The organism is Exiguobacterium sp. s141 (genome assembly GCF_018618085.1).
GTDB lineage: Bacteria > Bacillota > Bacilli > Exiguobacteriales > Exiguobacteriaceae > Exiguobacterium > Exiguobacterium mexicanum_A.
In genome coordinates this window covers 161,823-187,155 of sequence record NZ_JACSLJ010000004.1, presented here as the reverse complement: position 1 = coordinate 187,155, position 25,333 = coordinate 161,823, and the positions used below count along the sequence as shown (strand labels likewise).

The window sequence follows — 25,333 nt, the reverse complement described above, 5'->3', positions numbered from 1 at the left end:
TGCAAGTGGCGGGAAAAATCGCTACACTAGAGAAGGTATCGAAGGGGAGGGAAGCCGAATGGATTTTCAATCGTGGCGCCACGTGTTTAAACTAGATCCGAATAAACCGCTCGATGATTCGGCGCTCGCGGCGCTCATCCGCTCCGGTACGGACGCCTTCCTCATCGGAGGGACCGACGGGGTCGATGCGGAGAACACATTCGCGCTCTATGCCCGACTCGAAGGGTGCGGCATTCCGCTCGCGCTTGAGATGAGCCACCCCGAGCAAGTGGTTCGAGGCTTCGATCACTATTTTATTCCGACCGTCCTGAATGCAGGAACTGTCGACTGGCTCATTGGTCATCAAGTGAAGGCGTTTGAACGACACGGACACTTGTTTCATGACCAGGTGACCGGACAAGGTTATATCGTCTTGAACCCGGACGCGAAAGTGGCCCGTGTGACCGAGGCGAAAACCGACCTTTCCATCGAAGAGGCGGTCGCTTACGCAGAAGCCGGTCATCGCTTGTTCCGCTTGCCTTCGCTTTACGTGGAGTATAGCGGCACACTGGGATCCGTCGAGCTCATCAAAGAAGTACGTTTAGCGGTGCCGGACGCCCACTTGTTTTATGGGGGCGGCATCACCGATTTTGAATCAGCTCAGACGATGGCCGCATACGCGGACACGATCGTCGTCGGTAATGTGATTTATGACAATTTCGAAGGAGCGCTTGCGACTGTCGCGGCACTCCGATAAAATAAGAACAAATGTTTGGTTAGAGAAAGGAAACGATTATGTATAACTTGAGTGAAGAACTAGTCAAAGGCATGAACCCCCCGCAAGCGGAGGCGGTCAAATATACGGACGGCCCGCTCCTCATCATGGCCGGGGCAGGGTCTGGGAAAACACGTGTCTTGACGCATCGCGTCGCCTACTTGATGGCGTCGAAACAAATCGCGCCGTGGAACATTCTCGCGATTACGTTCACGAACAAAGCGGCCCGCGAGATGAAAGACCGGATCGCCCGCCTCGTCGGCGGTGTCGCGGACGATATTTGGATTTCGACGTTCCACTCGATGTGCGTCCGGATTTTGCGCCGCGACATCGATCGTATCCGCTATGACCGGAACTTCTCGATTCTCGACTCGTCCGATCAGTTGACGGCAATCAAGCAAGTGCTCAAAGAGCTGAACCTTGACCCGAAAAAATATGAGCCGCGGACGCTCCTCGGCATGATCTCGAACCATAAGAACGAACTCCGCACGCCGCAAGACGCGGCTGGACTCGTCGGTAACAACCCATACGAGAAAGTCATCTCGGACGTCTATACGGCGTATGAGAAAAAGTTGAAGCAAAACAACGTGCTCGACTTTGATGACTTGATCATGAAGGCGATTCAGCTGTTCCAAGAAGCGCCGGACGTGCTCGCGTTTTATCAGAAGAAGTTCCAATACATCCATGTCGACGAGTATCAAGATACGAACCGGGCCCAATACACGCTCGTTAAACTGCTCGCGCAAGCGCATGAGAACTTGTGTGTCGTCGGTGACTCGGACCAGTCGATCTATCGCTGGCGCGGGGCCGATATCGCCAATATCTTGACGTTTGAGAAAGATTACCCGAGTGCGCACGTCATCTTGCTCGAACAAAACTATCGGTCGACGAAACGGATTTTGGAAGCGGCAAACGGTGTCATTCAAAACAACTCGAGCCGAAAAGATAAGAAGCTATGGACCGAGAACGTCGAAGGGGAGAAACTGCTCCTTCACGTCGCCTCGGATGATCGAGATGAAGCGTTCTTTATCATCAACCAGATGAAAGAACTCCGTCAAGAGGGCGTCGATTACGGCGAAATGGCCGTTCTGTATCGGACGAACGCTCAATCGCGTGGACTTGAAGAGATGCTCCTCAAGTCGAACATCCCGTATAAGATGGTCGGCGGGACGAAGTTCTATGAACGAAAAGAAATCAAAGACATTTTGGCGTATTTGCGCTTGATCGCCAACCCGGACGAGGACATCTCCTTCGTCCGTGTCGTCAACGAACCGAAGCGCGGCATCGGCGCCGCGACGGTCGATAAGCTCGGCGACTTCGCCGGGATGCAAGGTGTGTCGCTCATGGAAGCGATTCGTGACATCGAACTGTCGGGCATTGCCCCACGCACAGCGACGAAGCTTGCCGAGTTCCGTCAATTGATGGTCGATTTGCGTCAAATGGCCGACTACTTGTCGATTTCCGAATTGATTGAAGAAGTGCTGAAGAAGTCAGGCTACGAAGAGATGCTCAAAATCGAGAAGACGCTTGAAGCCGAGAGCCGCCTCGAGAACTTGCAAGAGTTCCTCTCGGTCGCGCAAAACTTCGAGAAAGAGAGCGATGAACAAACGCTCGTCGCTTTCCTGACCGACTTGACGCTCGTCTCGGACCTCGACACGCTCGAAGAAGTCGACGAGTTGCACCAAGTGACGCTCATGACGCTCCACTCGGCCAAAGGGCTCGAGTTCCCAGTCGTCTTCTTGATTGGGATGGAAGAAGGGTTGTTCCCGCACAGCCGTGCCTTGAACGACCCGGAAGAGATGGAAGAAGAACGTCGTCTCGCCTACGTCGGGATCACACGGGCCGAGAAACGTCTCTATTTGACGCGGGCCCAATCTCGAATGTTGTACGGTCGTTTCCAAAACAACCCGGAATCGCGCTTCTTGCACGAGTTGCCAGAGACGCTCTTGGAGCGTTCGGGCAAAGCGAAGAAGCCGATGCCATGGAATCCGGTCGAGTCGCCGGGGAAACTTCCGGTGAACGGCTTCAGTTCGAAACCGAAACCAAAACTCGCCCAGTCGTCCGGCGCCGAATCAATCGGTTGGAACGTCGGGGATAAGGCCAATCATAAAAAATGGGGACAAGGCACGGTCGTACAGACTCGTGGCGAAGGCGACCAGCTCGAACTCGATATCGCCTTCCCGGCCGTTGGCATCAAGCGCCTACTCGCCAAGTTTGCCCCAATCGAAAAAGCGTGAGGTGATTATATGGAGATGGCAGAACGCGTTGAAGCGATTCGTCAAAAGTTAAATCAATACGGGTATGAATATTATGTGCTCGACCGCCCGAGCGTCCCGGATGCGGAATACGACCGTCTCATGAACGAATTGATTGAAATCGAGACGGACTATCCAGAACTTCGGAGTCCAGACTCTCCGACGCAACGGGTCGGCGGTGCCCCGCTCGACGCGTTCGTCAAAGTGACGCATGATACGCCGATGCTCTCGCTCGGGAACGTGTTTTCTAAAGAAGAGCTCGTCGAATGGGTCGAACGCATCGAGAAAGATCTCGGTTACAGTCCGCTCTTCGTCGCCGAGCTCAAGTTTGACGGGCTCGCCGTGTCATTGAAATACGAAGACGGTCGGCTCGTCCGTGGCGCGACGCGCGGTGACGGGACGACCGGAGAAGACATCACGCAAAACTTGAAGACGATCCGCTCGATTCCGCTTCGGTTGAACGAGGACGTCACGTTCGAGGTGCGCGGTGAGGCATATATGCCGAAACGGTCGTTCGAACATTTGAATGACGAGCGAGAACGTCTTGGGGAACCTTTATTCGCCAACCCGCGCAATGCGGCGGCAGGTTCGCTCCGACAGCTCGACTCGAAAATCGCGGCGTCGCGGAACTTGGCGTTCTTCGCCTACGGGCTCGTCTCGACGGACGACCTCGTCGCCTCGCATGACGAGTCGCTCGAATATTTGCGCCGTCTCGGCATCGCCGTCAGCCAAGAGTACACGACGTGTCATACGGCCGATGAGTTATGGGACTATATTGAAACGTATGTGACGAAGCGGTCGGAGCTACCATATGAGATTGACGGCATCGTCATCAAAGTCGCAGCTTACGAAGAGCAAGAACAGCTCGGCTTCACGGCGAAGAGTCCGCGTTGGGCCGTCGCCTATAAGTTCCCGGCTGAAGAAGTCGTGACGACGATTGAAGACGTTGACTTCAGTGTCGGGCGGACCGGGAAAGTCACGCCACGCGCACGGTTCGCACCGGTCTCGGTCGCGGGATCGACCGTGACGTATGCGACGCTCCATAACGAGGACTTCATTGTAGAGAAGGACCTCCACATCGGAGACCGTGTCGTCATCAAGAAAGCCGGGGACGTCATCCCGGCCGTCGTCTCGGCGCTCGTCAGTGAGCGTACCGGGGAGGAGACAGAAATCGTCTTCCCGACGCATTGCCCGGCCTGTGAATCTGAACTCGTGCGTTTAGAAGGAGAGGCGGACCACCGCTGCGTCAATCCCGAATGCCCGGCCCAACTGCTCGAAGGGCTGATTCATTTCGTGTCACGCCCGGCGATGAACATCGATGGGCTCGGCGAGAAAGTAATCACACAACTCCACGCGTCCGGGCTCGTTCATAACGTGGCCGACCTGTACCGTCTCGACCGGGACGCGCTCCTCGAGCTCGACCGGATGGGCGAAACGTCGGTGACGAACTTGCTCGCGGCGATTGAGCAGTCGAAACAGAACTCGCTCGAGCGCGTCTTGTTCGCGCTCGGTATCCGCCTCGTCGGACAAAAAGCGGCCGCGTTGATTGCGGAACGGTTCGAGACGATGGAAGCGGTCATGGAGGCCTCGATCGACGACTTGACGTCAATCGATGGCATCGGTACGAAGATGGCTGAATCAATCGTCTTATACTTCGAGAAGCCGGAAGCGCGTGACCTCGTCCGTGACCTCGGAGCGGCAGGTGTCAATCTGACGTTCAAAGGTGCGAAACGACCGGTCGACGCCGATGCGCCGCTCGCCGGAAAGACGGTCGTCTTGACCGGGAAACTGCATGAGATGACACGTGGCGAAGCCGGGAAGCAACTTGAATTGCTTGGTGCGAGCGTCACGGGCAGCGTCAGCAAGAACACCGATCTCCTCGTCGCCGGCGAGAAGGCTGGCTCGAAACTGACGAAAGCCGAGTCGCTCGGCATCGAAGTGTGGGACGAGGCGGCGTTGCTCGCCTTCTTGGCAGAACAATCTTGAAGGAAAGGTCTTCCGTGTGGAAGGCCTTTTTTCATTGACCTAATTTTCAACTGTTTTAGGATGACGGCGGGTTCGTGGGAACGTGCGAAGGGTAATGAATAGTATCTACAAATACTTTTTGCCACCAAGAACTAACACCACGACTCGCGCACAATCATCCTCTATCCCTCTTCCGTGCCGGAGCGTGTCATCGCAGACATTCGTCACAGTTTGGCAGACACCTTAGAGGAGGGGACCATCATGCGAAACACTAACCGACGCATCTTTGCACTCATCACATTCGTCCTCGTATTGATTGGCATGTGGGCACCGAATGGCGTTTACGCGAACACGACAATGACACCAACGCCAATTTATGCACAAATTGATTTGAGCCCTGAAGAAATCGAAGCGTACGACGACGCAAGCCTGATTTACGACGACGTGACGTACTACGGGGCGCGTGAATCGTCAACGATTTGGCGGTTCATGGTGGATGCGGCCGACGTTGACGTTACGACCATCGATCAAGTCACGTTATATAATGGTGAGGGCGTTCCTTATTCGTTCCCGGACGCGGTCTATGCATTTCATGTTGAGGAACTTGCGGGCGAGTCGACTGAGCCGGGTGATGACGGGACAGAGACAGTTCCAGACGTTGAAACACCGGTCGAGCCTCCGCTCGTTGAATCAGAGCCATCGCCAGAAGAACCTGTCACAGAAGAAGTGACTGCACCCTCCGCCACCCCAGTAGTTACCATCGATCAATTGGTGCTCGGTGCCGACGGGCCAATCGAGCGTGTGTTAGGCGGAGATTTAGTGACGTATCGGCTCGTCATCGATGTGACGGGCGCCCCTGTCGAGAATTTTTCCGTATCCAACACGGTCCCGGAAGCGTTGACCGTCGTCGCGGACTCGGTTGAAGTTCTCGGTCCGGAAGGTTCGGTACCCCCGACGACCGTGAGTGGACCACCCGCCTTCGATTGGACGTTTCCGACGATACCGGTCGGGACGACGACAATCCAGTTCGATGTGTTCGCACCAGACGTGACAGATGAGACGGTGGTGACGAATACGTTTTGTATCGGTGTTGAAGGAGCAGATGAATTGATTCCGGCCGAATGTGCCGAGGCGACCGTCACGGTCGTACCGAATGAGACGATTGGCCTCGAGGTCGGTAAAGAGGCAAATATTGATCAAGCCGTCGTCGGCGGAGTGATTCCGTATACGTTCGTCATCGAGAACACAGGCGAGACGGCGCTCACGATCACCTCCATCGAAGATGAGTTCTTTAGCGGCGACATCGATGCTGATAAGGTCGAAGCATTCAATGCCGACGTGCGTGAGCAGTTGATGGCGCTCATCGGGGAGAACGGCCTTGCGGCAGGTGAACGCGTCGAGGCGACGGTCAACTTAACAATCCCGAGCGACTATGACCGGACGAACGCTCCTGAGATCGGGAACGTGTTCCGAGTCGGCGCGACCGATTCCTATGGACGGGTCGTCGATGCCGAGAGTCAACAGATCGTCTTATTGAACCAAGCTGATTTCACGGTCACGAAAGTGGCGAGCCCAGGGGTGGTGCACCCGGGCGAGGCGATTCGCTATACGTATACAATCACAAACACGTCGAATGTCACCTTGTACTTTGTCGATGTCATCGATGAATGGACGAGCGGGGCGTTGACGACCAAAGAACAGCGCGAGACGACCGAGACGCTTCGAGACGGCATGCAGGCTCTCGCTGAAGTCGAGAACGGACTCATCCCAGGTGAGGAAGTCGTGCTCGAGATGGAAAAAGTACTCTTGCCATCCTATGATGTGCGAGCGGGCGCAGTATTGACGAACCGGACGACGTTCACGTTCGAGGTCAATCGTGAAGCGCGTGTGTCCCGAACGGCCGAGGCGACGGTGCACGTGAAGCAAAGCCTTCCAAAACCGGGCAACGATAACCGTGATGACCAAGATGAATCGGTTTATGTGCCGGAACCAACGACTCCGGTGACGCCAGACCAAGCGACCCTTCCGATGACCGGCACGACAAAAACGTGGGGAACGGTACTCGGACTCGTCTTGATCGTGCTCGGGCTCTTGTTCGTGACGCATCGGCGCCGTCCATCCACAAAAGCATGATTGCAGGCGCCCTCCGACACGAGACGGGGGGTGCTTTTCTTTGAATCGGGACTGATTCCGCTTCGACACTTTTTTCGACGGACGATTTTGTTATAATGGACGAAGTGTAACGAATCGAATCATCAAAGGAGTTCAGACATAGATGAAATGGAAACAATTGATTATCCCAGCTCTCGCCGCGACGGTTTTCCTCGGCGGGTGCTCGATGAAAATCCCGATGGGGGAAGAGGATGTCACACCGACGGGTGAAGAGACGGCAGCCGAAGGCGTCACAGAAGCGATTCAAGCGCGTGATTCATATTACCAGATGGTCATTCCATTTAAACCGGCGGCAGCCCGAGGTTTGGCCCAGCGCCAAGTGAGCTCATCGCTCGAACTTGAAGAAGTGGAGCTCGGCCTCATGCGTCACTCGACCGGCGCGTTCAAACCGGAAAACTATGCGTATCAAGAAGGACAGCTGTTGACGAGCGAAGATGTCTCGCGTCTGCTTGGCCGTAAAGACAAGACGGCAGAAGGGCTCGTCCCGCTCAACCCGGCGTATGCGAACGGCACGGCCGAAGTGGCTGAAGACCAATTCGTCGAGGAGAATAAAAAGTCGCCACTCTATTTGGCGTCGCTCGTCGAACAGAACTATATGACGAAAACGGATAACGGCTATCAACTCGGCGGTGTTTCGTTCGCTTTGATTTTGAACCGGGAGTACGTGTTCCAAGCGCCGAATTTCGGTCCGACGTATACGGAAAAGTTGGACGAGAAGAAAGTCATCGCTGAAGGAGAGCGTATGGCGAATGAACTCGTCGCCCAACTGCGCAAGCGCGAGGACTTCAAAGATCTCGATATCAACGTCGCATTGTATATGAAAGCGTCGCAAGGGTCACCGACGCCGGGGAACTATGTCAAATCGGCATTCGTTGGCACGGCTGGCGAGGTGACGGCGAGTGATTGGAAAGATGTCGACGAGACGTATTATTACTTCCCGTCCGCCAAAGCGACGACGGAAGTGCGCGATGACGCTCAAAAATTCTCCCTCTTCAGCGACCGAATCGCTGATGTGTTCCCAGATTTCAGCGGGATGATCGGGAAAGGTTTTTATCAGAACGGGGAATTGTCACGGATTGAGATCGATATTCCGATCCAGTTCTATAGCCGGGCCGAACTCGTCGGCTTCACGCAGCACGTCGTCGGCCTGCTCGAGAACCGCTGGGAATACAACCGGAACGTACCCGTCCGAATCAACGTCACCTCGCTCGGTGGCGAACAAGAAGTGACGATCGTGTTTGAAGAGGGCATGGATAGTCCGAAAGTATATTTCTAACCGATAAGAAGGCATCGTGATGAAACGAATGCCTTCTTTTTTTCGTATGACTAGTAACGAGGAAATTCTTTGACCTTCTTTGACCAAATAGGTAGAATAGACTTAACAGAATCGGGAAAGGGATAGGTGAGGTGAAACGAGATGGCAAAAAACTATTATGATGTCCTTGGCGTGCCGAAGCAGGCATCCGACCAAGACATAAAACGAGCGTATCGAAAGTTGGCAAAACAATACCATCCGGACGTGAATAAAGACCCGGGTGCCCAAGACAAGTTCAAAGCAATCCAAGAGGCTTTTGACGTGTTGAGCGATCCTGACAAAAAAGCGAACTATGACCGTTACGGAAGTCCGGAAGGGCCGACGTTCGGCGGAGGGTACAGCGGTGATGGGTACGGGGAAGGATCGGCCCAATTCGAGGACTTGTTCCGTCAATTCGGCGGTGGGTCACGAACGACGTCGCGCACATTCGGTTTTGAGGATATGTTCGGCAGCTTCTTTGACCAGGCGGTCGAAGAAGACCTCGATGAGACGGTCCGAGTCAATGTCCCGCTCAGTCAATTGACGAGTGAGGCCAAAGTGAGCCTGCGCCTACAGACGGGGACGGTCAACGTCAAAATCCCGCAAGGCGCCCATGAAGGACAAAAGCTGCGGCTCAAAGGCAAGAGCAGTAAAGTCGGACAGTCGGGCGATCGAGGCGATGTGTACGTCGAGCTCCACTTCACCGATGACGACACGTACCGGCGCGAAGGGGCGAACGTCATCACCGTCAAACGGTTGCGTCCGCTCGCTTTCCTCGACGGCGCGGAAGTCGTCGTGGCGACACTCGATGGTGGTCGGGTCAAACTGAAAGTCAAACCGGGGTCGAGGCCTGGTCAACGGATGCGCATCCCGGGACGTGGATTCATGACCGCTTCGAAAGTCCGATCGGATCTATTCGTCCAACTTGAAGTCGATTTGCCGCTAGACGCCGCCCACCGATCTGTTTACGAACAACTCGAACGCTGAGCCTAAGGAGGAAGCAGAATGGATTTCAATCGATTTACCGATAAAGCACATGAAGGCATTGTCAGCTCGCAGGCACTTGCGAAACAGTACCACCATAGCGAGATGAACGAATGGCACGTCTTGGCGTCGATGATCTCACAAACGGACGGCATCGCGCCGCTCCTACTGCAAAAAATGGAACTGAGCGTCGCCGAGATCGAGGCCGAGGTCGCGATGGCGCTCAAGAACGCACCGAAACTTCAAACGCCGACGACGCCGATGATCTCGGCCTCACTGTTGAACGTGTTGACGACGGCGGAACGTGAAGCGACAGGGATGAGCGATGAATACGTCTCGGTCGAGCATATTCTGCTTGGGATCATCATGAACAAGAGTCAAGCACAGAACATGCTCGAACGCAAAGGTGTGACCGAGGAGAGATTGCGTGAGGCACTCGTCGCCGTCCGGGGCAATCGACGGATTACGTCGAAATCACCGGAAGCGACGTATGACGTCTTGACGAAGTATGGACGCGACTTGATCCAAGAAGTGAAGACCGGAAAAATCGATCCCGTCATCGGGCGCGATAGCGAGATTCGGCGTGTCATCCGCATCTTGAGCCGGAAGACGAAAAACAACCCGGTCTTGATCGGGGAACCGGGCGTCGGGAAAACGGCGATCGTCGAAGGGCTCGCCCAACGCATCGTCCGCGGCGACGTGCCGGAGAGCTTGAAAGACAAGACGATTTTCAGTCTCGATATGAGTTCGCTCGTCGCCGGGGCCAAATATCGCGGCGAGTTCGAAGAGCGGCTCCAAGCCGTCTTGAACGAAGTGAAAGAAGCGGAAGGGAAAATCATCCTCTTCATCGATGAACTGCACACGATCGTCGGGGCTGGTAAGTCCGAAGGCGCGATGGACGCCGGGAACATGCTCAAACCGATGCTCGCCCGCGGTGAACTCCACTGTATCGGTGCGACGACACTCGATGAATATCGGCAATATATTGAGAAAGATCCAGCGCTCGAGCGCCGCTTCCAACAAGTGCTCGTCGACGAACCGGACGTCGAAGACACGGTGTCAATCTTGCGTGGATTAAAAGAGCGCTTCGAGATTCACCACGGTGTCCGCATTCACGACAACGCGCTCGTCGCAGCGGCCGTGTTATCGAACCGCTATATCACCGACCGGTTCATGCCGGACAAGGCGATCGACCTCGTCGACGAATCGTGTGCGATGATTCGGACGGAGATGGAATCGATGCCGGCCGAGCTCGATGAACTCGTGCGCCGCGTCATGCAACTCGAAATCGAAGAGGCGGCCCTGAAGAAAGAGAGCGATGATGCCTCGAAGAAACGACTCGATGCGTTGCAGCAAGAACTCGCCTCGATCCGCGAACAGTCGGACGCGCTCCGACTCCGCTGGGAAAACGAGAAAGAGTCGACCCATCGTGTCCAACATATCCGTGGGGATTTAGAAAAAGTGAAACTTGAACTGCAAGAAGCCGAGAGCCGTTACGATTTGAACCGGGCCTCCGAGCTCAAATATGGCCGCATCCCGGAACTCGAGCGCGAGCTTGCAGAAGCAGAGCGGCTCGCTGGTTCGGTGACACGTGAACTCGTCCGGGAAGAAGTGACCGAGGAAGAGATTGCCGAGGTCGTCTCGAAATGGACGGGCATCCCTGTGACGAAATTGACCGAAGGAGAACGAGATAAGTTGCTCAACCTCGAGACGGTACTTCATCAACGCGTCTTCGGACAAGACGATGCGATTCGGCTCGTCAGCGACGCCGTCATTCGGGCTCGGGCCGGCATCAAAGATCCGAACCGTCCGATTGGCTCGTTCTTGTTCCTCGGACCGACCGGTGTCGGGAAGACCGAGCTCGGGAAAGCGCTCGCCGAAGCGATGTTCGACTCGGAGGACCATATCGTTCGCCTCGACATGAGCGAGTATATGGAGAAACACGCTGTGTCGCGTCTCGTCGGGGCACCTCCGGGTTATATCGGCTATGAAGAAGGCGGCCAGTTGACGGAAGCGGTCCGCCGCAACCCGTACTCGGTTCTCCTGCTCGACGAGGTCGAGAAAGCGCACGCCGATGTGTTCAACATCTTGCTGCAACTGCTCGACGATGGTCGCTTGACCGACTCACACGGGCGTGTCGTCGACTTCAAAAACACGATCGTCATCATGACGTCGAATATCGGGGCCGACATCTTGCTCGAAGCGGCGAAAGATGGCGTGATCGATCAGGCGGAAGAACGCCAAGTCATCGAGCGGCTCCGCCGCCACTTCCGTCCCGAGTTTTTAAACCGGGTTGATGAGACGATTTTGTTCCATCCGCTCACGCGGGCTCAAATCGGCCAAATCGTCGAAAAAGCGGTCGCACGCATGGGCAGTCGCTTGACGGCGCGCTCGATTCAAATCGAGATCACGGATGCCGCGAAGGTATTCATCGCCGATGAGGCGTATGAGCCACAGTTCGGGGCCCGTCCAATCAACCGGTACGTACAACGGACGATTGAGACGAAACTCGCCCGTAGCATTCTCGCCGGAGACATCGAGGACGGCCAGACAGTCGTCATCGACGTCGAGAACGATGAGTTGACGCTTCGTCCCGCGACGGTCACTCACTGAATCACAAAAGAGCGCTGGCTGACGCCGGCGCTCTTTGTTTATGCAATCGGTTCAGGTTGATAGACGCAGTACGGTTCCTCGGCCTTATAGTCGCCGGTGACGGCATAAGCGCGGGCCCGAGACCCTCCGCAGACGTATCGATATTCACAGTAGCCGCATTTTCCGTGGTGTGTATCAGGGTCACGCAGCGATTGGAAGACCGGGTGGTGTCGATAAATCTCAGCGAGCGGTGTCTCTTTTACGTTGCCGCACGTGATCGGCAAAAAGCCGGACGGCTGGACGTCGCCCGTATGCGAGATGAACACGAAGCCGTTCCCGTCATTCGTGCCGCGGGGCGCCTTGGCGAGGTCGTCATGCGGATGGCCGATGGGCGGCAATCCAACTTGTTTTCGCTTCAAATTCTCTTGCCGGGCGATGCGCCGATAAAACTGGGCTTCGGTCGTCGAGATGATGAACGGGACGTGCTCTTGCAACGCGAACGCCCAACGGAGTACATCTTCATGCCGTTCTGGCGAGATTGGCTGGAGGAGTGACCCGCGACCGGTCGGCACGAGGAAGAACAACGTCCATACCGAGACGCCGAGTTCACCGACGAGTTTGGCGATTTCCGGGAGTTGGTCGACGTTATACTCCGTGACCGTCGTATTGATTTGGAATGACATCCCTTCTTCTCGGAAGTAAGAGATGCCACGCAGCGTCCGTTCGAAACTGCCACGCGTTCCCCGGAAGTAGTCATGCGATTTGGCGTCCGGACCGTCGAGTGAGAACGCCCAGCGCGTCAAGCCGGCGTCTTTCGCCCGTTTAACGGCATCATGGGTCACGCGAGGTGTCGCCGACGGGGTCATTGACACACGCATGCCGAGCGAGGCGGCATATTCGGTCAGTTCGAACAAGTCCTCACGCATGAGCGGGTCGCCTCCGGTGAAGACGAGAATCGGATTATCCATCGCCTGGATGTCTCGGATGAGTGCCTTGCCTTGCTCGGTATCGAGTTCACCCGGATACCGATGGAACTGGGCCTCGGCTCGGCAATGGACGCACGATAGCGCACAGGCACGTGTTACTTCCCAGATGACAATAAATGGATTTTCGTTGTAGTCGACTCGTTTCATACGGACACCGCCTGTCTCGCCATCACCCGGGAGACGGCCTGTTTGGCCGAGTCGACGCAGTCGGGGAGACCGACGCCATGCAAGATGGCACCACATGCCTCGATCCCGTCGAGTGTGGACAGCTGCTCTTCGAAAGCGCGCACGTATTGTTTGTGACCGACCTCATATTGCGGCATCGTATCGATGTGCCGTTCGACTTTTGTGAAAATCGGGGTACCGACGTGTTGAATCTTCCGCAGTTCACGCAGCGCGAAGTCGGCGATGGCCTCGTCGGATTCCGTCAACAAGTCGGGAACGAACTCAGATCCGATGTAGACGCGTAAGAGCGCCTTATGTTTTGGTGCCATGTGGGGCCACTTCTTATGCATCCAACTGCAGGCCGTCAAGGCGTTCCCTTCCGCTTTGGCGATGACGTAACCGGTCCCGTCGAGTGCCGCGACCTCTTTTTCATCGAACGCCGCGAGCACGGTGATGGAAGACGTCCGTTTCAAATCGGACAAATTTTCTGCTTCCGGGAGACCGAGAATCGGACCGAGTGCATTCGGCGAAGTGGCCAAAATGATGCCGTCGAACGACTCGGACGTCCCGTCGGCGAGGGTGACTTCATGGGGCCGGACCGCCGCGACCTTCGTCTCTGTATAGAGGCGGTCAATCGACGGGCGAAGCGCCTCGATGAGGACACCGAGACCTTGCTGAAGGGATAGAAACTTCCCGGCTTCACGTGGCTTGACGCCGGCTTGAACAGGTGGTGTCAATGCTTTCATACCGAGAATCAGGCTGCGTGTTTTTTGTTCAATCGTGATAAACTGAGGGAAAGTAGACTCGATGCTCATATCGTCGAGCGTCCCGTTGTAGATTCCCGAGAGAAGCGGTTCAATCATCGCATCGACGACTTCTGATCCGAGCCGGGTCCGGAAGAATTTGTCGAGCGAGATGTCTGTCCCCGTATAGACGCGTGGCAGCACGAGGTCCATCCCGGCCCGAAGTTTACCGCGCCACGTGAACAAATCGGTCTTGACCATCGGCCAAAACTTGGTCGGGATGCCCATGACCGATCCGTCCGGCATTTGTCGAAGCTGTTGGCGGACATAAATGTACGATGTCCCGGTCATCGACCGGACGAGATGATCGTCGAGTCCGAGCTCGGTGATCAGTTCGGTCAATGTCGGTTTTCGGGCCATGTATCCGTCCGGCCCACATTCTAAGACGAAGCCGTCTTGATAGACGGTCTTGATTTTTCCGCCGATTCGATCGCTCGCTTCGTACATGGTGACGTGCGCCCCGGCTTGTTTCGCGTAATAGGCGGCGGCCATGCCTGTAATTCCTCCACCGATAATTGCAATTTTGTTCAATCCATTCACCCATTTCTATGTAGTGTTCTTCCTAACGGTACCGAGAATATTGACGTAGACATAGGATAAGTCTCACATGGTTCTAGACAAATTCGTCACGATTGGGAAGGAGAGGCTCCATATGGTTTGGTTCGGCATAACGGCGACAGTCGTCGTGGTCGGCATTATTGCCTTCATTGCATCGATGAATCGGTACGGGGAGAAGCTCGACGGAGATGAAGACAGCCCGTCGGTCCTTTGGGCTGATGAGGAATGGTATAAGCCAGAAAAGGAAGACGGACCACTTGATGGTTAACCGTCTTCGAATATGATAAGATGACCCGGTTGAAAACTATCGGACATGGGGTGATTGGATGAAAGTATTGGAACAACAGTTGGCGCATTTGGTCGATGAGTGTCGTCCGTACACAGCACAAGGGAAAGTCGCCGACTATATTCCTGAGCTCGCGCATGTACAGGATGATTTGCTCGGCGTGGCGATTTGTTTGCCTGATGGTTCATATATTCATGCGGGGGACGTCCACCATAAGTTCACAATCCAAAGCGTCTCGAAGGCGTTGACGCTCTGTTACGTCTTGATGGAGTTTGGAGAAGATTACGTGTTCTCGAAAGTCGGGATGGAGCCGACCGGCGACGCGTTCAACTCGATTGCCAAGCTTGAAGAGACGGTGCCGTCAAAGCCGCTCAATCCGATGATCAATGCAGGGGCGCTCGCTGTCACGAGCATGATTTTAGGGGACACGGCGGAACTGAAAATCTATCAGTTCCGCCAGTTTTTGGCGACGTTGCTCGACGTGCCGGTGGAGGAAATCACGTATAACGAAAAAGTCGCCCGCTCGGAATACGAGACGACCGACTTGAACCGGGCCTTGCTCTATTTCATGCGCCATCACGGGATTGTCGAGGGTGATGTCGATGAAATCATCGACGTGTACACAAAGCAGTGTGCGATTGAAATCGATTGCTTTGACTTGGCCCGCATTGGCCGAATTTTGTCGGGCAACGGGGAAGACCCGGTCACGGGCGAAGAGGTGATCCCGCGTCGCGTCGTCCGAATCGTCAAAGCGATCATGACGACGTGCGGCATGTACGATGCGTCTGGGGAATTTGCCGTCCGTGTCGGTCTCCCGGGAAAGAGCGGGGTGTCCGGGGCCATCCTTGCGACCGGTAAACACGAGCTCGGACTGAGCGATGTCGGCTTCGGGATTTTCGGACCGGCGCTCGACTCGAAAGGGAACTCAATTGCCGGGATGAAACTGCTCGAACTGCTCGTCGAACGCTACACGTCCCGCTAAAGCTGGATGGCGTCGACCGATTCGTCGAGCCGAGATTGCAGCTCGTGCACGACTTGTTCGTAATCGTCGGCCAAGGCGGCGGGTGGTGTGAAATCGCTCCAACGCAATAACAGTTGATGGCGATCGTTCATGTCGCCAAGCTCGGTCTGGAGCCGCTTCAGTTTTTGAATTTGATCTTTTGAGGCTTTCGTCTCATAGTTCAATAAGTACTCGTTCAAATAGCGCTCGCGTTTCACGGCGAGCCTGACCTTGTGGAGCGTCTCGAGCCGGTCGGACATCTCCGTCGCGTCGTGATGGGCGTCGATCCGTCGTTTGCGGTCGCTCCTCGCTTTATCGATAAATGACGAGGCGTCCTGCTTTTTGAAGGCACGGAACAACTGTCCGCCGATAAAGCGGCGAACTTGTTGGTCGAGCGATGGGGTCATCTTCTCCGTGACGCGCGTATTTAAAATCGTGCGGTCTTTGGCGCGGCTCGCTTCGACGTGATCGGCGAAAGCCTGCTCGAGCTCGGTCTCGACAGCGAGCCCTTCGAGAAGAACGTCCCCGTCACGCACTGCACCGAGCGCCTCCATCAACTGTTTCAACTGACGATACGTGGAAGGTTTCGTGTCGTACAGTTGCATGAATGTCAATAGTTTCCGAAGATGGACCCGCGCTTGGTGGATGTCTTCGCTGTTTTGGAACGTGAGCGCCTCGGTCATATAATGATTGAACGTGTTCCACGTCTCCAAAAGCTCGTATTTTAATTTCTCCGCATTCCGTTGATTCATTCTAATTTTTCCTTTCTGAAATGAGATGAGGTTGTCCATGTATCAAACACATTCACTTAATGAAAAAATTAAACTGTTCTTCACCATCTTCTTCCCGATTTTGGTGACACAAGTGTCCTTTTACTTAATCAGCTTTTTTGACACGGTCATGTCAGGCCGTGCCGGTGCCGTCGATTTGGCAGGTGTCGGCGTCGGGTCGAGTCTATGGATGCCCGTCTATACGGGGTTAAGCGGGATTTTGCTCGCTGTCGCACCGATCGTCGCGCAGGCGCTCGGGGCCCGTAACATCCAACAGATTCAACGAACACTGTATCAAGGTGTATACTTAGCGATCGGACTGAGCGTCGCGACGCTCATCCTCGGGTTCTGGCTCGTCCCGACGGCCGTTGACGGCATGGGGCTGAGCGAAGAAGGTAAACGAATTGCCAAAGGGTATTTGCTCGCACTCGGATTCGGAGTGTTGCCGATGTTCCTGTTCAACGTGTTGCGCACACTCATGGACTCGCTCGGCAAGACACGGATCTCGATGCTGCTTATATTATTAGGGTTACCCATTAATGTCGGGTTAAACTACATCTTCATCTTTGGAAAACTTGGTGTGCCGGCATATGGCGGCGTCGGGGCCGGAATTGCCTCAGCGATCACCTACTGGTTGCTGTTCTTTATGGCGTTCGCGTTCGTCCGGAACGGAAAACCGTTCCTCGAATATCGCTTCCTGCGCTCGGTGGAACGTCTCATGTGGCCGAGACAAAAAGAGTTGCTCAAGCTCGGCACGCCGATCGGTCTCGCCATTTTTGCCGAAGTCAGCATCTTCGCGGCAGTGACATTGCTCCTTAGTGCCTATGGTGACAATATCGTCGCGGCCCACCAAGCGGCCATCAACTTCGCCTCGTTCGTCTATATGTTGCCGTTGTCGGCATCGAGCGCGCTCACGATCGTCGTCGGGTACGAACTCGGGGCCGGGCGACTCAAGGATGCGGTGCGCTATGCTAAAATCGGGATTGTACTCTGTCTGGCCGTCTCGCTCTTCTCGGGTGGTCTTTTGTTCTGGCAAAATGAACGGGTAGCCGCGATTTATACGAACGACGCGGCCGTCGTGGAACTCGCGGCCCACTTCATGATCTTCGCGGTCTTTTTCCAACTGTCGGATGCGGTCGCCGCACCGATTCAAGGGATTTTGCGTGGCTTCAAAGACGTGAACGTGACGCTCGTCTTGTCGCTTATCGCCTATTGGGTGATCGGTCTCCCACTCGGCTATACACTCGCCGAACAGTTCGGCTTCGGACCGGATGGTTACTGGATCGGGTTGATCGCAGGTCTTGCGGCAGGCGCCGTCTTGTTGTTCATGCGTCTCATTCATATCGTCAAACGGTATGAGGGGAAACCGCTCATGAACGAGATCTCATAACCTACAAAAGTTGACGTCACTGACGTCAACTTTTGTTGTTTTAGGCATGAATAAGTCGGGCAAAGGATTGAGGGAATCAATCCTTTTTATAAAGCAAAATTGGTCTATACAACTATACTGATTTTTGTTATGATGACGATGAAGCTACTTGAGGAAAGGTGGATGACCAATCATGGTGATCATCAACGCACAGATCGTTTCGGGGGACAAGACATGGGAACGAGGATATATCCGGTTCGACGGAGCGACGATTGAGAGCGTCGGTTCGATGGATGAGTATAGAGCAGAAGGTGAGACGGAGCTCGATGTGGACGGGGCGCTTGTGACGCCGGGCATGATCGACGTTCATATCCACGGCGGGTATGACGTCGACACGATGGATGCGGATGAAGACCGATTGCGTCATCTCGCCAAGTCGATGCTTGCTGAAGGAGTGACATCATTCTTTGCGACGACGATCACGCAGTCACCGACTGCCATCACGAAGGCGCTACAATCAGCCCGGACTGTCATCGAGGCGGGAGACACGTCGCTCGTCGGCATCCATCTAGAAGGACCGTTCGTCAATGTCGATAACGCGGGGGCGCAACCGGCAGAATATATTATCGACCCCGACGCGGAGCAGTTCCGGACATGGCAACAAGAGGCCGGCGGGCACATCCGTCTCGTCACGTATGCGCCGGAACGTCCAGGGGCACGTGAACTCGAACGAGCGATGCTTGAGACCGGGGCGGTCGGGTCGACCGGGCACACGAACGCCACGTTCGCCGAGAACAAGGAAGCGAACGTCAAACATGCGACGCACTTATACAATCAGATGCGCGGACTTCACCATCGGGAGCCGGGAACGGTCGGCTATTGTTTATTGGAGCGGGACGTCATGGTTGAAATCATTCCAGACGGGATTCACAGCCGTCACGAGATGGTCGACTTCGCCTATCGCATGAAAGGGGCGGACGGGCTCGTCGTCATTACAGACGCAATGCGGGCGAAAGGGCTTCCGGACGGTCGCTATGAACTCGGAGGCCAACCGGTCATCGTTGCGGACGGGGCAGCCCGCCTTGAAGCCGGAAACTTGGCCGGTAGCGTCTTGACGATGGACGCGGCGTTCCGAAACGTGGTCACGTTCACAGGATGCACATTACCTGAAGCGGTGAAGATGACGTCGACGAACCAAGCGCGTGAATTCGGATTGACGAAAAAAGGATCGATTGCGGCCGGCTTTGATGCGGACCTCGTCATTTGGGACGATGCGCTGTCGGTCACGACAACGATTCTTCAAGGACGTATCGCTTATTCGAAGGAGGATATGGAATGAACATACTAGTTGCGAAAACACCGACAGATGCAGAAACGATCGCTTATACACTCATCACTGAACGATTGGCCGGGAAACGAGAGTTCGTGCTCGGGCTGGCGACGGGGAGCACGCCGGTCGGCATGTATCAGATGTTCAAACGTGACAAGCTTGACTGCAGTCATGTGACAAGCGTCAATTTAGATGAGTACATCGGACTCGCACCGAGTCATCCGCAAAGTTATCATCACTTCATGGAAGAACGCCTGTTCAATGACGTCCCGTTCAAAGAGAGCCATCTGCCTCGTGGGGACGCGGAAAATCCGGAAGCGGAAGCGGCACGATACGAACAGCTCGTCCGATCGATTGGGGTCGATCTTCAATTGCTCGGCATCGGAGAGAACGGACATATCGCCTTCAATGAGCCGGGTACCGCGCTCGATGCGAAGACGCACGTGACCGAACTGACCGAGTCGACGCGGGAAGCGAACCGTCGTTTCTTTGACACGATTGAAGAAGTGCCGACACATGCCATCACGATGGGGCTCGATACGATCATGAACGCGCGAGAAATTGTACTCGTCGCAACAGGTGCTCGTAAAGCGGAAGCCGTGCACCACATGATTGAGAGCGTACCGACGATCGAGTGGCCGGCTTCCATCTTACAGGCGCATCCAAGCGTCACCATCGTGCTCGACGCCGAAGCGGCTTCAGGATGCAGTGACGTGTTACAGGCACGTGGCAGCGAAGCGGCTGATCGATTCTTTTCCATCCGAGCTTAACGACCTGGAGACAAGTGTCTCCAGGTTTTTTTATGGCCAACTGTGGGAAATTGTATGGAAATGGATTTGTAATCAAAACGTTTTCGACAAAAGTCGAGGATTCCTCTATAATAGGTGAAGCTCATATCATTCGACCGTGAAGGAGAAACTCATGAATTCAAGAACTCAGGCTCGTAGACGGCGCAAAGGCCCGTCTGCGTTTTATAAGCTGTTCAGCGCCCTCGTATTGATCGCCGTCATCGTTGGCTCGAGCATGTATGGGACAGCGTTTTATAAAGCACATAACATGTTGTCCGGTACGCAAGTGATACTTGAGGATGATCCGACCCTCGAACCGACGCGATTCGATAAAGAGGATACCGAGAGCTTCCTCGTACTCGGGACGGACTTGTCCCCGCAAAAGAAAGCACGCGGGGAGTACGGTCGTTCAGACGTCATGATCGTCGTCATTTTGAACAAGAAGAACAAGCAGACGACGATGCTCAGCATCCCGCGTGACTCGTACGTCAATATCGACTACACGGGCTTCAACATCCCGTACGGCAAGACCGGTCTCGATCAAGATAAGATCACGCATGCGTACTATTTCGGATCGATGGATGAATCGAACCCGAACAACGGGATGCGAGTAGCGACGAACACGATCGAAGACTTGGTCGGCATCGATATCGATCACGTCGTCTCGCTCAACTTCCAAGGGTTCGTCGACTTCATCGATGCCGTCGGCGGCGTCGAAATCGATGTCCCGTTCTCGTCGGAACAGAAGAGTTATGACGCTTCCCGTGAAGTCGTCCAAGTCGAAGAAGGATTGCAACAGTTGTCAGGTGAAGAGGCGCTTGCTTATGTCCGGAACCGCTATGACGACCCACGCGGTGACATCGGACGCGGACAGCGCCAGATGGAAGTCATTAACGCCGTCCTTGACCAAGCGCTCGGCACGTCGCTCATCAACAACTATGACAAGGTGTTGAAGGCGGTCGGTGACAATATGCAGACGACGCTCGGTCCAAACGACTATATGCGCCTGATCGAAGATGTTGGTGCTCTTAATAACACGGTCCAGTATCAGTTGACCGGTGAAGGGGCCCGCGGCAACGACGGCCATTTCTATTACTTCTTGAACGAGCCGTTACTCGAAGAAGTCCGCTATCGTGTCCAACAGGCCGATGCGGGCAATGAAGTGGAGCCGATGACCGATACAGAGCTCGAAACGTATATGTATGACCCTGCCGGCATCACGTACGAAGCACAATAAAAAATGGTTTGCCGTCCGCGGCAAACCATTTTTTTACGTCCGATCCATGGAGACGGTGAACGAGTAGGCGTCACCACGGAACAAGGAACGGCTATATTCGAACATGTTTCCGTTTTCGAGATACGTTCGTTGGTCGATCAAAAGGACAGGGGCGTTCGGAGAAATCGTCAACAGCTTCGCTTCTTCCGGCCCCGCGCTCCGTGCCTCGAGCGTTTGGGTCGCGTTCTTTAATCGAAGGCCGGATTGCTCGGCAAACTCATAGATTGAACCGACGGCAACCGTCTCGGTCAGTTCTGGCAACAAGGCGACCGGGATATACGCGGTCTCGAGGGCGAGCACGTTCTCATCGGCGAGACGCAACCGTCGCATCTCATAGACGGGGGTATCGAGGGACACGCTCAACTTTTGAGCGATTTTCGCCGGGGCTGGAATCGTCTGGAACGATAACAGGCGGCTGAACGGTCGCATGCCTCGATGTTTGATTTCTTCTGAGAAACTCGTCAATCCAGACAGTGCCATCGTGATTTTCTTGTTGGCGACGAACGTTCCCCGGCCTTTTTGCCGGCTTAAGTAACCGGCGTTGACCAAGTTCGTGATCGCTTGTCGAACCGTCATCCGACTGACGTTATAGCGCTCGGAAAACTCCCGTTCGGATGGGATCGATTCTCCGGGTTGAAGCTCGCCGGCATCTATTTGTTGCTTTAAATAGGCTTCGATTTGATAATAAATAGGTAGCGGTGATTGTTTATCAATCTGTAACATGCATATCGCTCCTGACTTCGAAAGTAAGTGTTTCTTATTATAGACCAAATTAGACTAGTTGTCTGAACATATCCTACAGAAAAGGCGGCGACAGTAATGAATTCATGGCAATTTGAAACGACGGTGACCGAGACTCGCACCGATGCGCGCGGGACATGGATCGCGCTTGAATCCACATTATTTTATGCAGAAGGCGGGGGACAACCACCGGATGCCGGGACACTCAACGGAGAGCCCGTGCTCGATGTGCAACGGGTCGACGAGATCGTCTGGCACTTGATCGAACGTGCGCTTGAAACTGGAACGCTTGTGACCGGCATCGTCAACGACGCTGTCCGACGCGACCATTCGATTCAACATACGGCCCAGCACGTGTTGACGGCTTTGCTAGAGGATGAGTACGGTATTCAGACGCTCAGTTTCGGGATTGGGCCAGCCGAGTCTTCGCTTGAAATCGATACGGATACATTCGATTGGGATCAAATCGAGTCGCTAGAACGGGACGTGCAACGCATCATCTTTGAAAACCGTCCGGTCCATGTGCGTGAATTCCCAGCCGAAGAAGTCGAACAAGACCGTTTACGAAAAGCGACCGACCGCACCGGAACCGTCCGCATCGTCGCCATCGACGGCCTCGATTACAACGCCTGTGGCGGGACCCATGCGGATTCAACGGGTCAACTCGGAATCGTCCATGTGACCTCGATGAAGAAAGTTCGCGGTAATGTCCGTTTGACGTACGTCGCCGGTCTTCGGGCCTTGGCCGAGGTCCATTCGTCCCGGACCGCGCTACGGACGATTCATCAAACGTTGTCGACGACGAACGAGACGGTCGCCGCCCGTGTCATCGAAGAACGGAATCTTCGGCTCGAGCGGGACAAAGAAGTGAAGGCGCTCGAGGCCCGCGTCGCGAAAGCGAAAGTCGCTGCCTTCTTGCAAGAAGACAATTATGTCATCACCCACATCGGCAAGACGGAAGCAGAGACGCTCACGACGACGATCGTCGAACGGATCGCCGCGACCGGACGGATTGCCGTCGGAGCCAATCATACGGGTCAAAAGCTGTGGCTCATGCATGACGGGACACACGACATCGCCATCGGTAAGTTTTTGAAACGGACGCTCGACGACCTCGGCATCGGTCGAGGGGGCGGCAGTCACAAACAAGCGCAAGCCCGCTTCGAGTCTGTCCTCGAGTTAGAACGAGCGACAGCGGAGATTGTGAAGCGGCTACAGGAAGGAATGGTATCATGTTGAAGATTGAACACGGGAACGACTCGAAACTGATAGAACTGGCCCGGTCTGTGCGGCAAACGGTGTTTATTGGCGAACAAGGGATCGCGCCGGAACTTGAGTATGATGAACTCGACCCGGACTGTATCCATTTTGTCGGAATGGTGGACGCTGAGCCTGTCACGACGGCACGTCTGCGCCCAATCGGTGACGGGGCCGGGAAAGTCGAACGGGTCGCCACACTTGCCGCGAAACGCGGTAACGGGTATGCCAAGGAGATCATGCTCGCCATCGAATTTGTCGCGCGGGCGAGGGAGTTACACGAGCTCAAACTAGGGGCGCAACTGACGGCACTCCCGTTCTATGAACGACTCGGGTACGAGGCGTACGGCGACGAATTTTTAGATGCTGACATTCCACATCGGATGATGCACAAGGCGTGGTGACCATTGTTTGAAATTTTCCTTTTTTCTAAAAAAAGGTTGGCAAGCCGGGAAGCATTTGTTATAACTAAAACTAACAACTGACAGATAGAGGTTGCGAATGACATGAGTAAGCTTGATCGACACGGACGCATTCCGGATCGAGCCGAAAGGGGAAATTCGCCGAAGTCGACGTTCGCATGCGTACGAACGAAGGCTGGGGTAGTCGTGAATAACGCCTACACTGCCATGGATGAAATGCCATGGAGCGCTATCTACGGAACGATTCTTTAATCGTTTTTCAACTGCGCGTACAAGCGGCAGACCGTAGGGAGAGTGCTTCCTACCGGTCTGCCGCTTTTTCTGTTGGTGGACATCATGAAAGTGGGGAACCTGATGACAACCGTATTGAAATTCGGAGGCAGCTCCGTTGCCACGATTGAACAAATCCAGGCCATTGCTGAATATTTACAGACTCGGGCCGCCGCCGGTGAAAAGCTCGTCGTCGTCGTTTCCGCGATGGGGAAAACGACGGACTCACTCTTGTCACTCGCCAAACAAATCACGGAACGTCCGATGATTCGTGAACTTGACCGCTTGCTCGCGGTCGGTGAGGAGCAGACGATCAGCCTGCTCAGCATCGCTTTGAACTCTCGGGGCGTGGCCGCCATCTCGCTCACCGGACAACAAGCCGGCATCGACACGATGGGCATTCACACGAAAAGTAAAATCAAAGCGATTCGAAAAGAAGTGTTAGAAGAAAAACTTCGGACGTATGACGTCGTCATCGTCGCCGGTTTCCAAGGTGTCAACGAGTTCGGTGATGTGACGACGCTCGGACGGGGTGGGTCGGACACGACGGCCGTCGCCTTGGCCGCCGTGCTAAGCAAACGTTGTGAAATCTATACAGACGTCGCCGGGGTCTACACGGCTGACCCACGTATCCACAAAACGGCACGCCGACTAGACACGGTCTCATATGACGAGATGATGGAGATGAGCGCGCTCGGGTCGAAAGTGATGGAGATGAGGAGTGTAGAGCTCGCGAAAAAATTTGATGTGAACATTTTTGTAGGGAAGACGCTTGCAAGCGAAGGAGGAACATGGATCATGGATATGACACAGGCGATGGAACAAAAAGCGGTGACGAGCGTGAGCGTCGTGAAAAACGTGCTCAGTGTCTCAATCAAACACATTCCACATTCGGTGGCAGGAGTTGCCGACATTTTCGAGAAGTTGTCACAGCGTCATGTCAATATCGATATGATTAGTCAGACGGCGTTCGATGGAGAAGTGTTCTTATCGTTCACGTGTCCGCTCGATGAAGAGGCGTTCCTCGAAGAAGCGCTCGCGGAATTGACCGAGACGTTCCCGCAAATCAAAATCGACCGTCATACCGAACATGCGAAAATCTCGGTCGTCGGCATCGGGATGCGTGACGCGACCGGAGTCGCGTCCGAATTGTTCGCCACGTTCCGTGAAAGCGGGATCCCATTCTATCAAGTCACGACATCCGAGATCAGCATCTCGTACACGATTAACGATCAAGACGTTGAAACGGCGGTCGCAGCTATCGCCGAACGTTTCCATTTATAAGGGGGAGTCACC

At 54.7% G+C, this 25,333-nt stretch carries 20 protein-coding genes, 1 pseudogene and 1 riboswitch; of the genes and pseudogenes, 17 read left to right on the top strand and 4 right to left on the bottom strand.

Going from position 1 to position 25,333, the window contains the following annotated elements:
• Positions 1–58: 58 nt before the first annotated feature.
• The 7 genes from pcrB to clpB all read left to right on the top strand — a co-directional run bounded on the left by pcrB (position 59) and on the right by clpB (position 12,037).
• On the top strand, positions 59–736 hold the full coding sequence (pcrB, locus tag KNP74_RS10905) for a heptaprenylglyceryl phosphate synthase (RefSeq protein WP_214754293.1): 678 nt from the start codon (positions 59–61) through the stop codon (positions 734–736).
• 38 nt (positions 737–774) lie between these two features.
• Positions 775–2,991, top strand: a complete 2,217-nt coding sequence (gene pcrA / locus KNP74_RS10900) for a DNA helicase PcrA (protein ID WP_214764267.1) — start codon at positions 775–777, stop codon at positions 2,989–2,991.
• A 9-nt stretch (positions 2,992–3,000) separates the two neighbouring features.
• Positions 3,001–4,995: an NAD-dependent DNA ligase LigA gene (ligA, locus tag KNP74_RS10895; RefSeq protein ID WP_214708836.1), complete on the top strand. Its 1,995-nt coding sequence runs from the start codon at positions 3,001–3,003 to the stop codon at positions 4,993–4,995.
• A 240-nt stretch (positions 4,996–5,235) separates the two neighbouring features.
• On the top strand, positions 5,236–7,107 hold the full coding sequence (locus tag KNP74_RS10890) for a DUF7507 domain-containing protein (RefSeq protein WP_214764265.1): 1,872 nt from the start codon (positions 5,236–5,238) through the stop codon (positions 7,105–7,107).
• Positions 7,108–7,249: 142 nt separating this feature from the next.
• Positions 7,250–8,422 carry a CamS family sex pheromone protein gene (locus KNP74_RS10885; RefSeq protein WP_138860013.1) on the top strand — a complete coding sequence of 391 codons (1,173 nt, stop codon included), beginning with the start codon at positions 7,250–7,252 and terminating at the stop codon, positions 8,420–8,422.
• Positions 8,423–8,563: 141 nt separating this feature from the next.
• Positions 8,564–9,427, top strand: coding sequence for a DnaJ C-terminal domain-containing protein (locus KNP74_RS10880; protein WP_138860012.1), 864 nt, complete (start codon positions 8,564–8,566; stop codon positions 9,425–9,427).
• An 18-nt stretch (positions 9,428–9,445) separates the two neighbouring features.
• On the top strand, positions 9,446–12,037 hold the full coding sequence (gene clpB, locus KNP74_RS10875) for an ATP-dependent chaperone ClpB (RefSeq protein WP_214764264.1): 2,592 nt from the start codon (positions 9,446–9,448) through the stop codon (positions 12,035–12,037).
• Between the two features lie 38 nt (positions 12,038–12,075).
• Here the strand turns inward: clpB and KNP74_RS10870 are convergent, their stop codons facing one another.
• Both KNP74_RS10870 and hemG read right to left on the bottom strand, forming a co-directional pair.
• Complete coding sequence (locus KNP74_RS10870; protein WP_214764263.1) at positions 12,076–13,149, bottom strand: TIGR04053 family radical SAM/SPASM domain-containing protein; 1,074 nt, start codon at positions 13,147–13,149, stop codon at positions 12,076–12,078.
• Positions 13,146–14,510, bottom strand: a complete 1,365-nt coding sequence (gene hemG, locus KNP74_RS10865; protein ID WP_138860009.1) for a protoporphyrinogen oxidase — start codon at positions 14,508–14,510, stop codon at positions 13,146–13,148. Before hemG ends, KNP74_RS10870 begins: the two co-directional genes overlap by 4 nt.
• Before the next feature lie 112 nt (positions 14,511–14,622).
• Between hemG and KNP74_RS10860 the strand changes: the two genes are divergently transcribed.
• Together KNP74_RS10860 and glsA are read left to right on the top strand one after the other, a co-directional pair.
• Positions 14,623–14,796 (top strand): hypothetical protein, encoded by a 174-nt coding sequence (locus KNP74_RS10860; RefSeq protein ID WP_167491852.1) that lies wholly within the window; start codon positions 14,623–14,625, stop codon positions 14,794–14,796.
• A 58-nt stretch (positions 14,797–14,854) separates the two neighbouring features.
• Positions 14,855–15,796 carry a glutaminase A gene (gene glsA / locus KNP74_RS10855; protein ID WP_138860008.1) on the top strand — a complete coding sequence of 314 codons (942 nt, stop codon included), beginning with the start codon at positions 14,855–14,857 and terminating at the stop codon, positions 15,794–15,796.
• On the opposite strand, the gene KNP74_RS10850 is transcribed toward glsA, so the two are convergent.
• Positions 15,793–16,566 carry a CHAD domain-containing protein gene (locus KNP74_RS10850; RefSeq protein WP_034781270.1) on the bottom strand — a complete coding sequence of 258 codons (774 nt, stop codon included), beginning with the start codon at positions 16,564–16,566 and terminating at the stop codon, positions 15,793–15,795. The two genes, glsA and KNP74_RS10850, sit on opposite strands and share 4 nt — an antisense overlap.
• 37 nt (positions 16,567–16,603) lie before the next feature.
• On the opposite strand from KNP74_RS10850, the gene KNP74_RS10845 reads away from it, so the two are divergent.
• From KNP74_RS10845 to KNP74_RS10830, 4 genes are all read left to right on the top strand, one after another.
• Positions 16,604–17,974, top strand: coding sequence for an MATE family efflux transporter (locus KNP74_RS10845; protein WP_138860007.1), 1,371 nt, complete (start codon positions 16,604–16,606; stop codon positions 17,972–17,974).
• 172 nt (positions 17,975–18,146) lie between these two features.
• Positions 18,147–19,292 (top strand): N-acetylglucosamine-6-phosphate deacetylase, encoded by a 1,146-nt coding sequence (nagA, locus tag KNP74_RS10840; RefSeq protein WP_034781268.1) that lies wholly within the window; start codon positions 18,147–18,149, stop codon positions 19,290–19,292.
• On the top strand, positions 19,289–20,053 hold the full coding sequence (gene nagB / locus KNP74_RS10835; protein WP_138860005.1) for a glucosamine-6-phosphate deaminase: 765 nt from the start codon (positions 19,289–19,291) through the stop codon (positions 20,051–20,053). Before nagA ends, nagB begins: the two co-directional genes overlap by 4 nt.
• A 151-nt stretch (positions 20,054–20,204) precedes the next feature.
• Positions 20,205–21,308 (top strand): LCP family protein, encoded by a 1,104-nt coding sequence (locus KNP74_RS10830; protein ID WP_138860004.1) that lies wholly within the window; start codon positions 20,205–20,207, stop codon positions 21,306–21,308.
• A gap of 33 nt (positions 21,309–21,341) precedes the next feature.
• On the opposite strand, the gene KNP74_RS10825 is transcribed toward KNP74_RS10830, so the two are convergent.
• Entirely contained in the window at positions 21,342–22,070 is a 729-nt protein-coding gene (locus KNP74_RS10825) for a GntR family transcriptional regulator (RefSeq protein ID WP_214764262.1), read from the bottom strand.
• 90 nt (positions 22,071–22,160) lie between these two features.
• On the opposite strand from KNP74_RS10825, the pseudogene KNP74_RS15040 reads away from it, so the two are divergent.
• The 4 genes and pseudogenes from KNP74_RS15040 to KNP74_RS10810 all read left to right on the top strand — a co-directional run.
• Positions 22,161–22,388, top strand: a pseudogene (locus KNP74_RS15040) (alanine--tRNA ligase-related protein); the annotation flags it as partial.
• Entirely contained in the window at positions 22,380–23,327 is a 948-nt protein-coding gene (locus KNP74_RS10820; protein WP_371815593.1) for an alanyl-tRNA editing protein, read from the top strand. The pseudogene KNP74_RS15040 and the gene KNP74_RS10820, both read left to right, overlap by 9 nt.
• Entirely contained in the window at positions 23,321–23,749 is a 429-nt protein-coding gene (locus KNP74_RS10815) for a GNAT family N-acetyltransferase (protein WP_214764260.1), read from the top strand. Before KNP74_RS10820 ends, KNP74_RS10815 begins: the two co-directional genes overlap by 7 nt.
• Positions 23,750–23,826: 77 nt before the next feature.
• Positions 23,827–24,007: riboswitch (Lysine riboswitch) on the top strand.
• A gap of 114 nt (positions 24,008–24,121) precedes the next feature.
• The gene (locus KNP74_RS10810) at positions 24,122–25,321 is read left to right on the top strand and encodes an aspartate kinase (RefSeq protein ID WP_034781262.1); all 1,200 of its coding nucleotides are present in this window, start codon (positions 24,122–24,124) and stop codon (positions 25,319–25,321) included.
• The last annotated feature ends 12 nt before the right edge of the window (positions 25,322–25,333 follow it).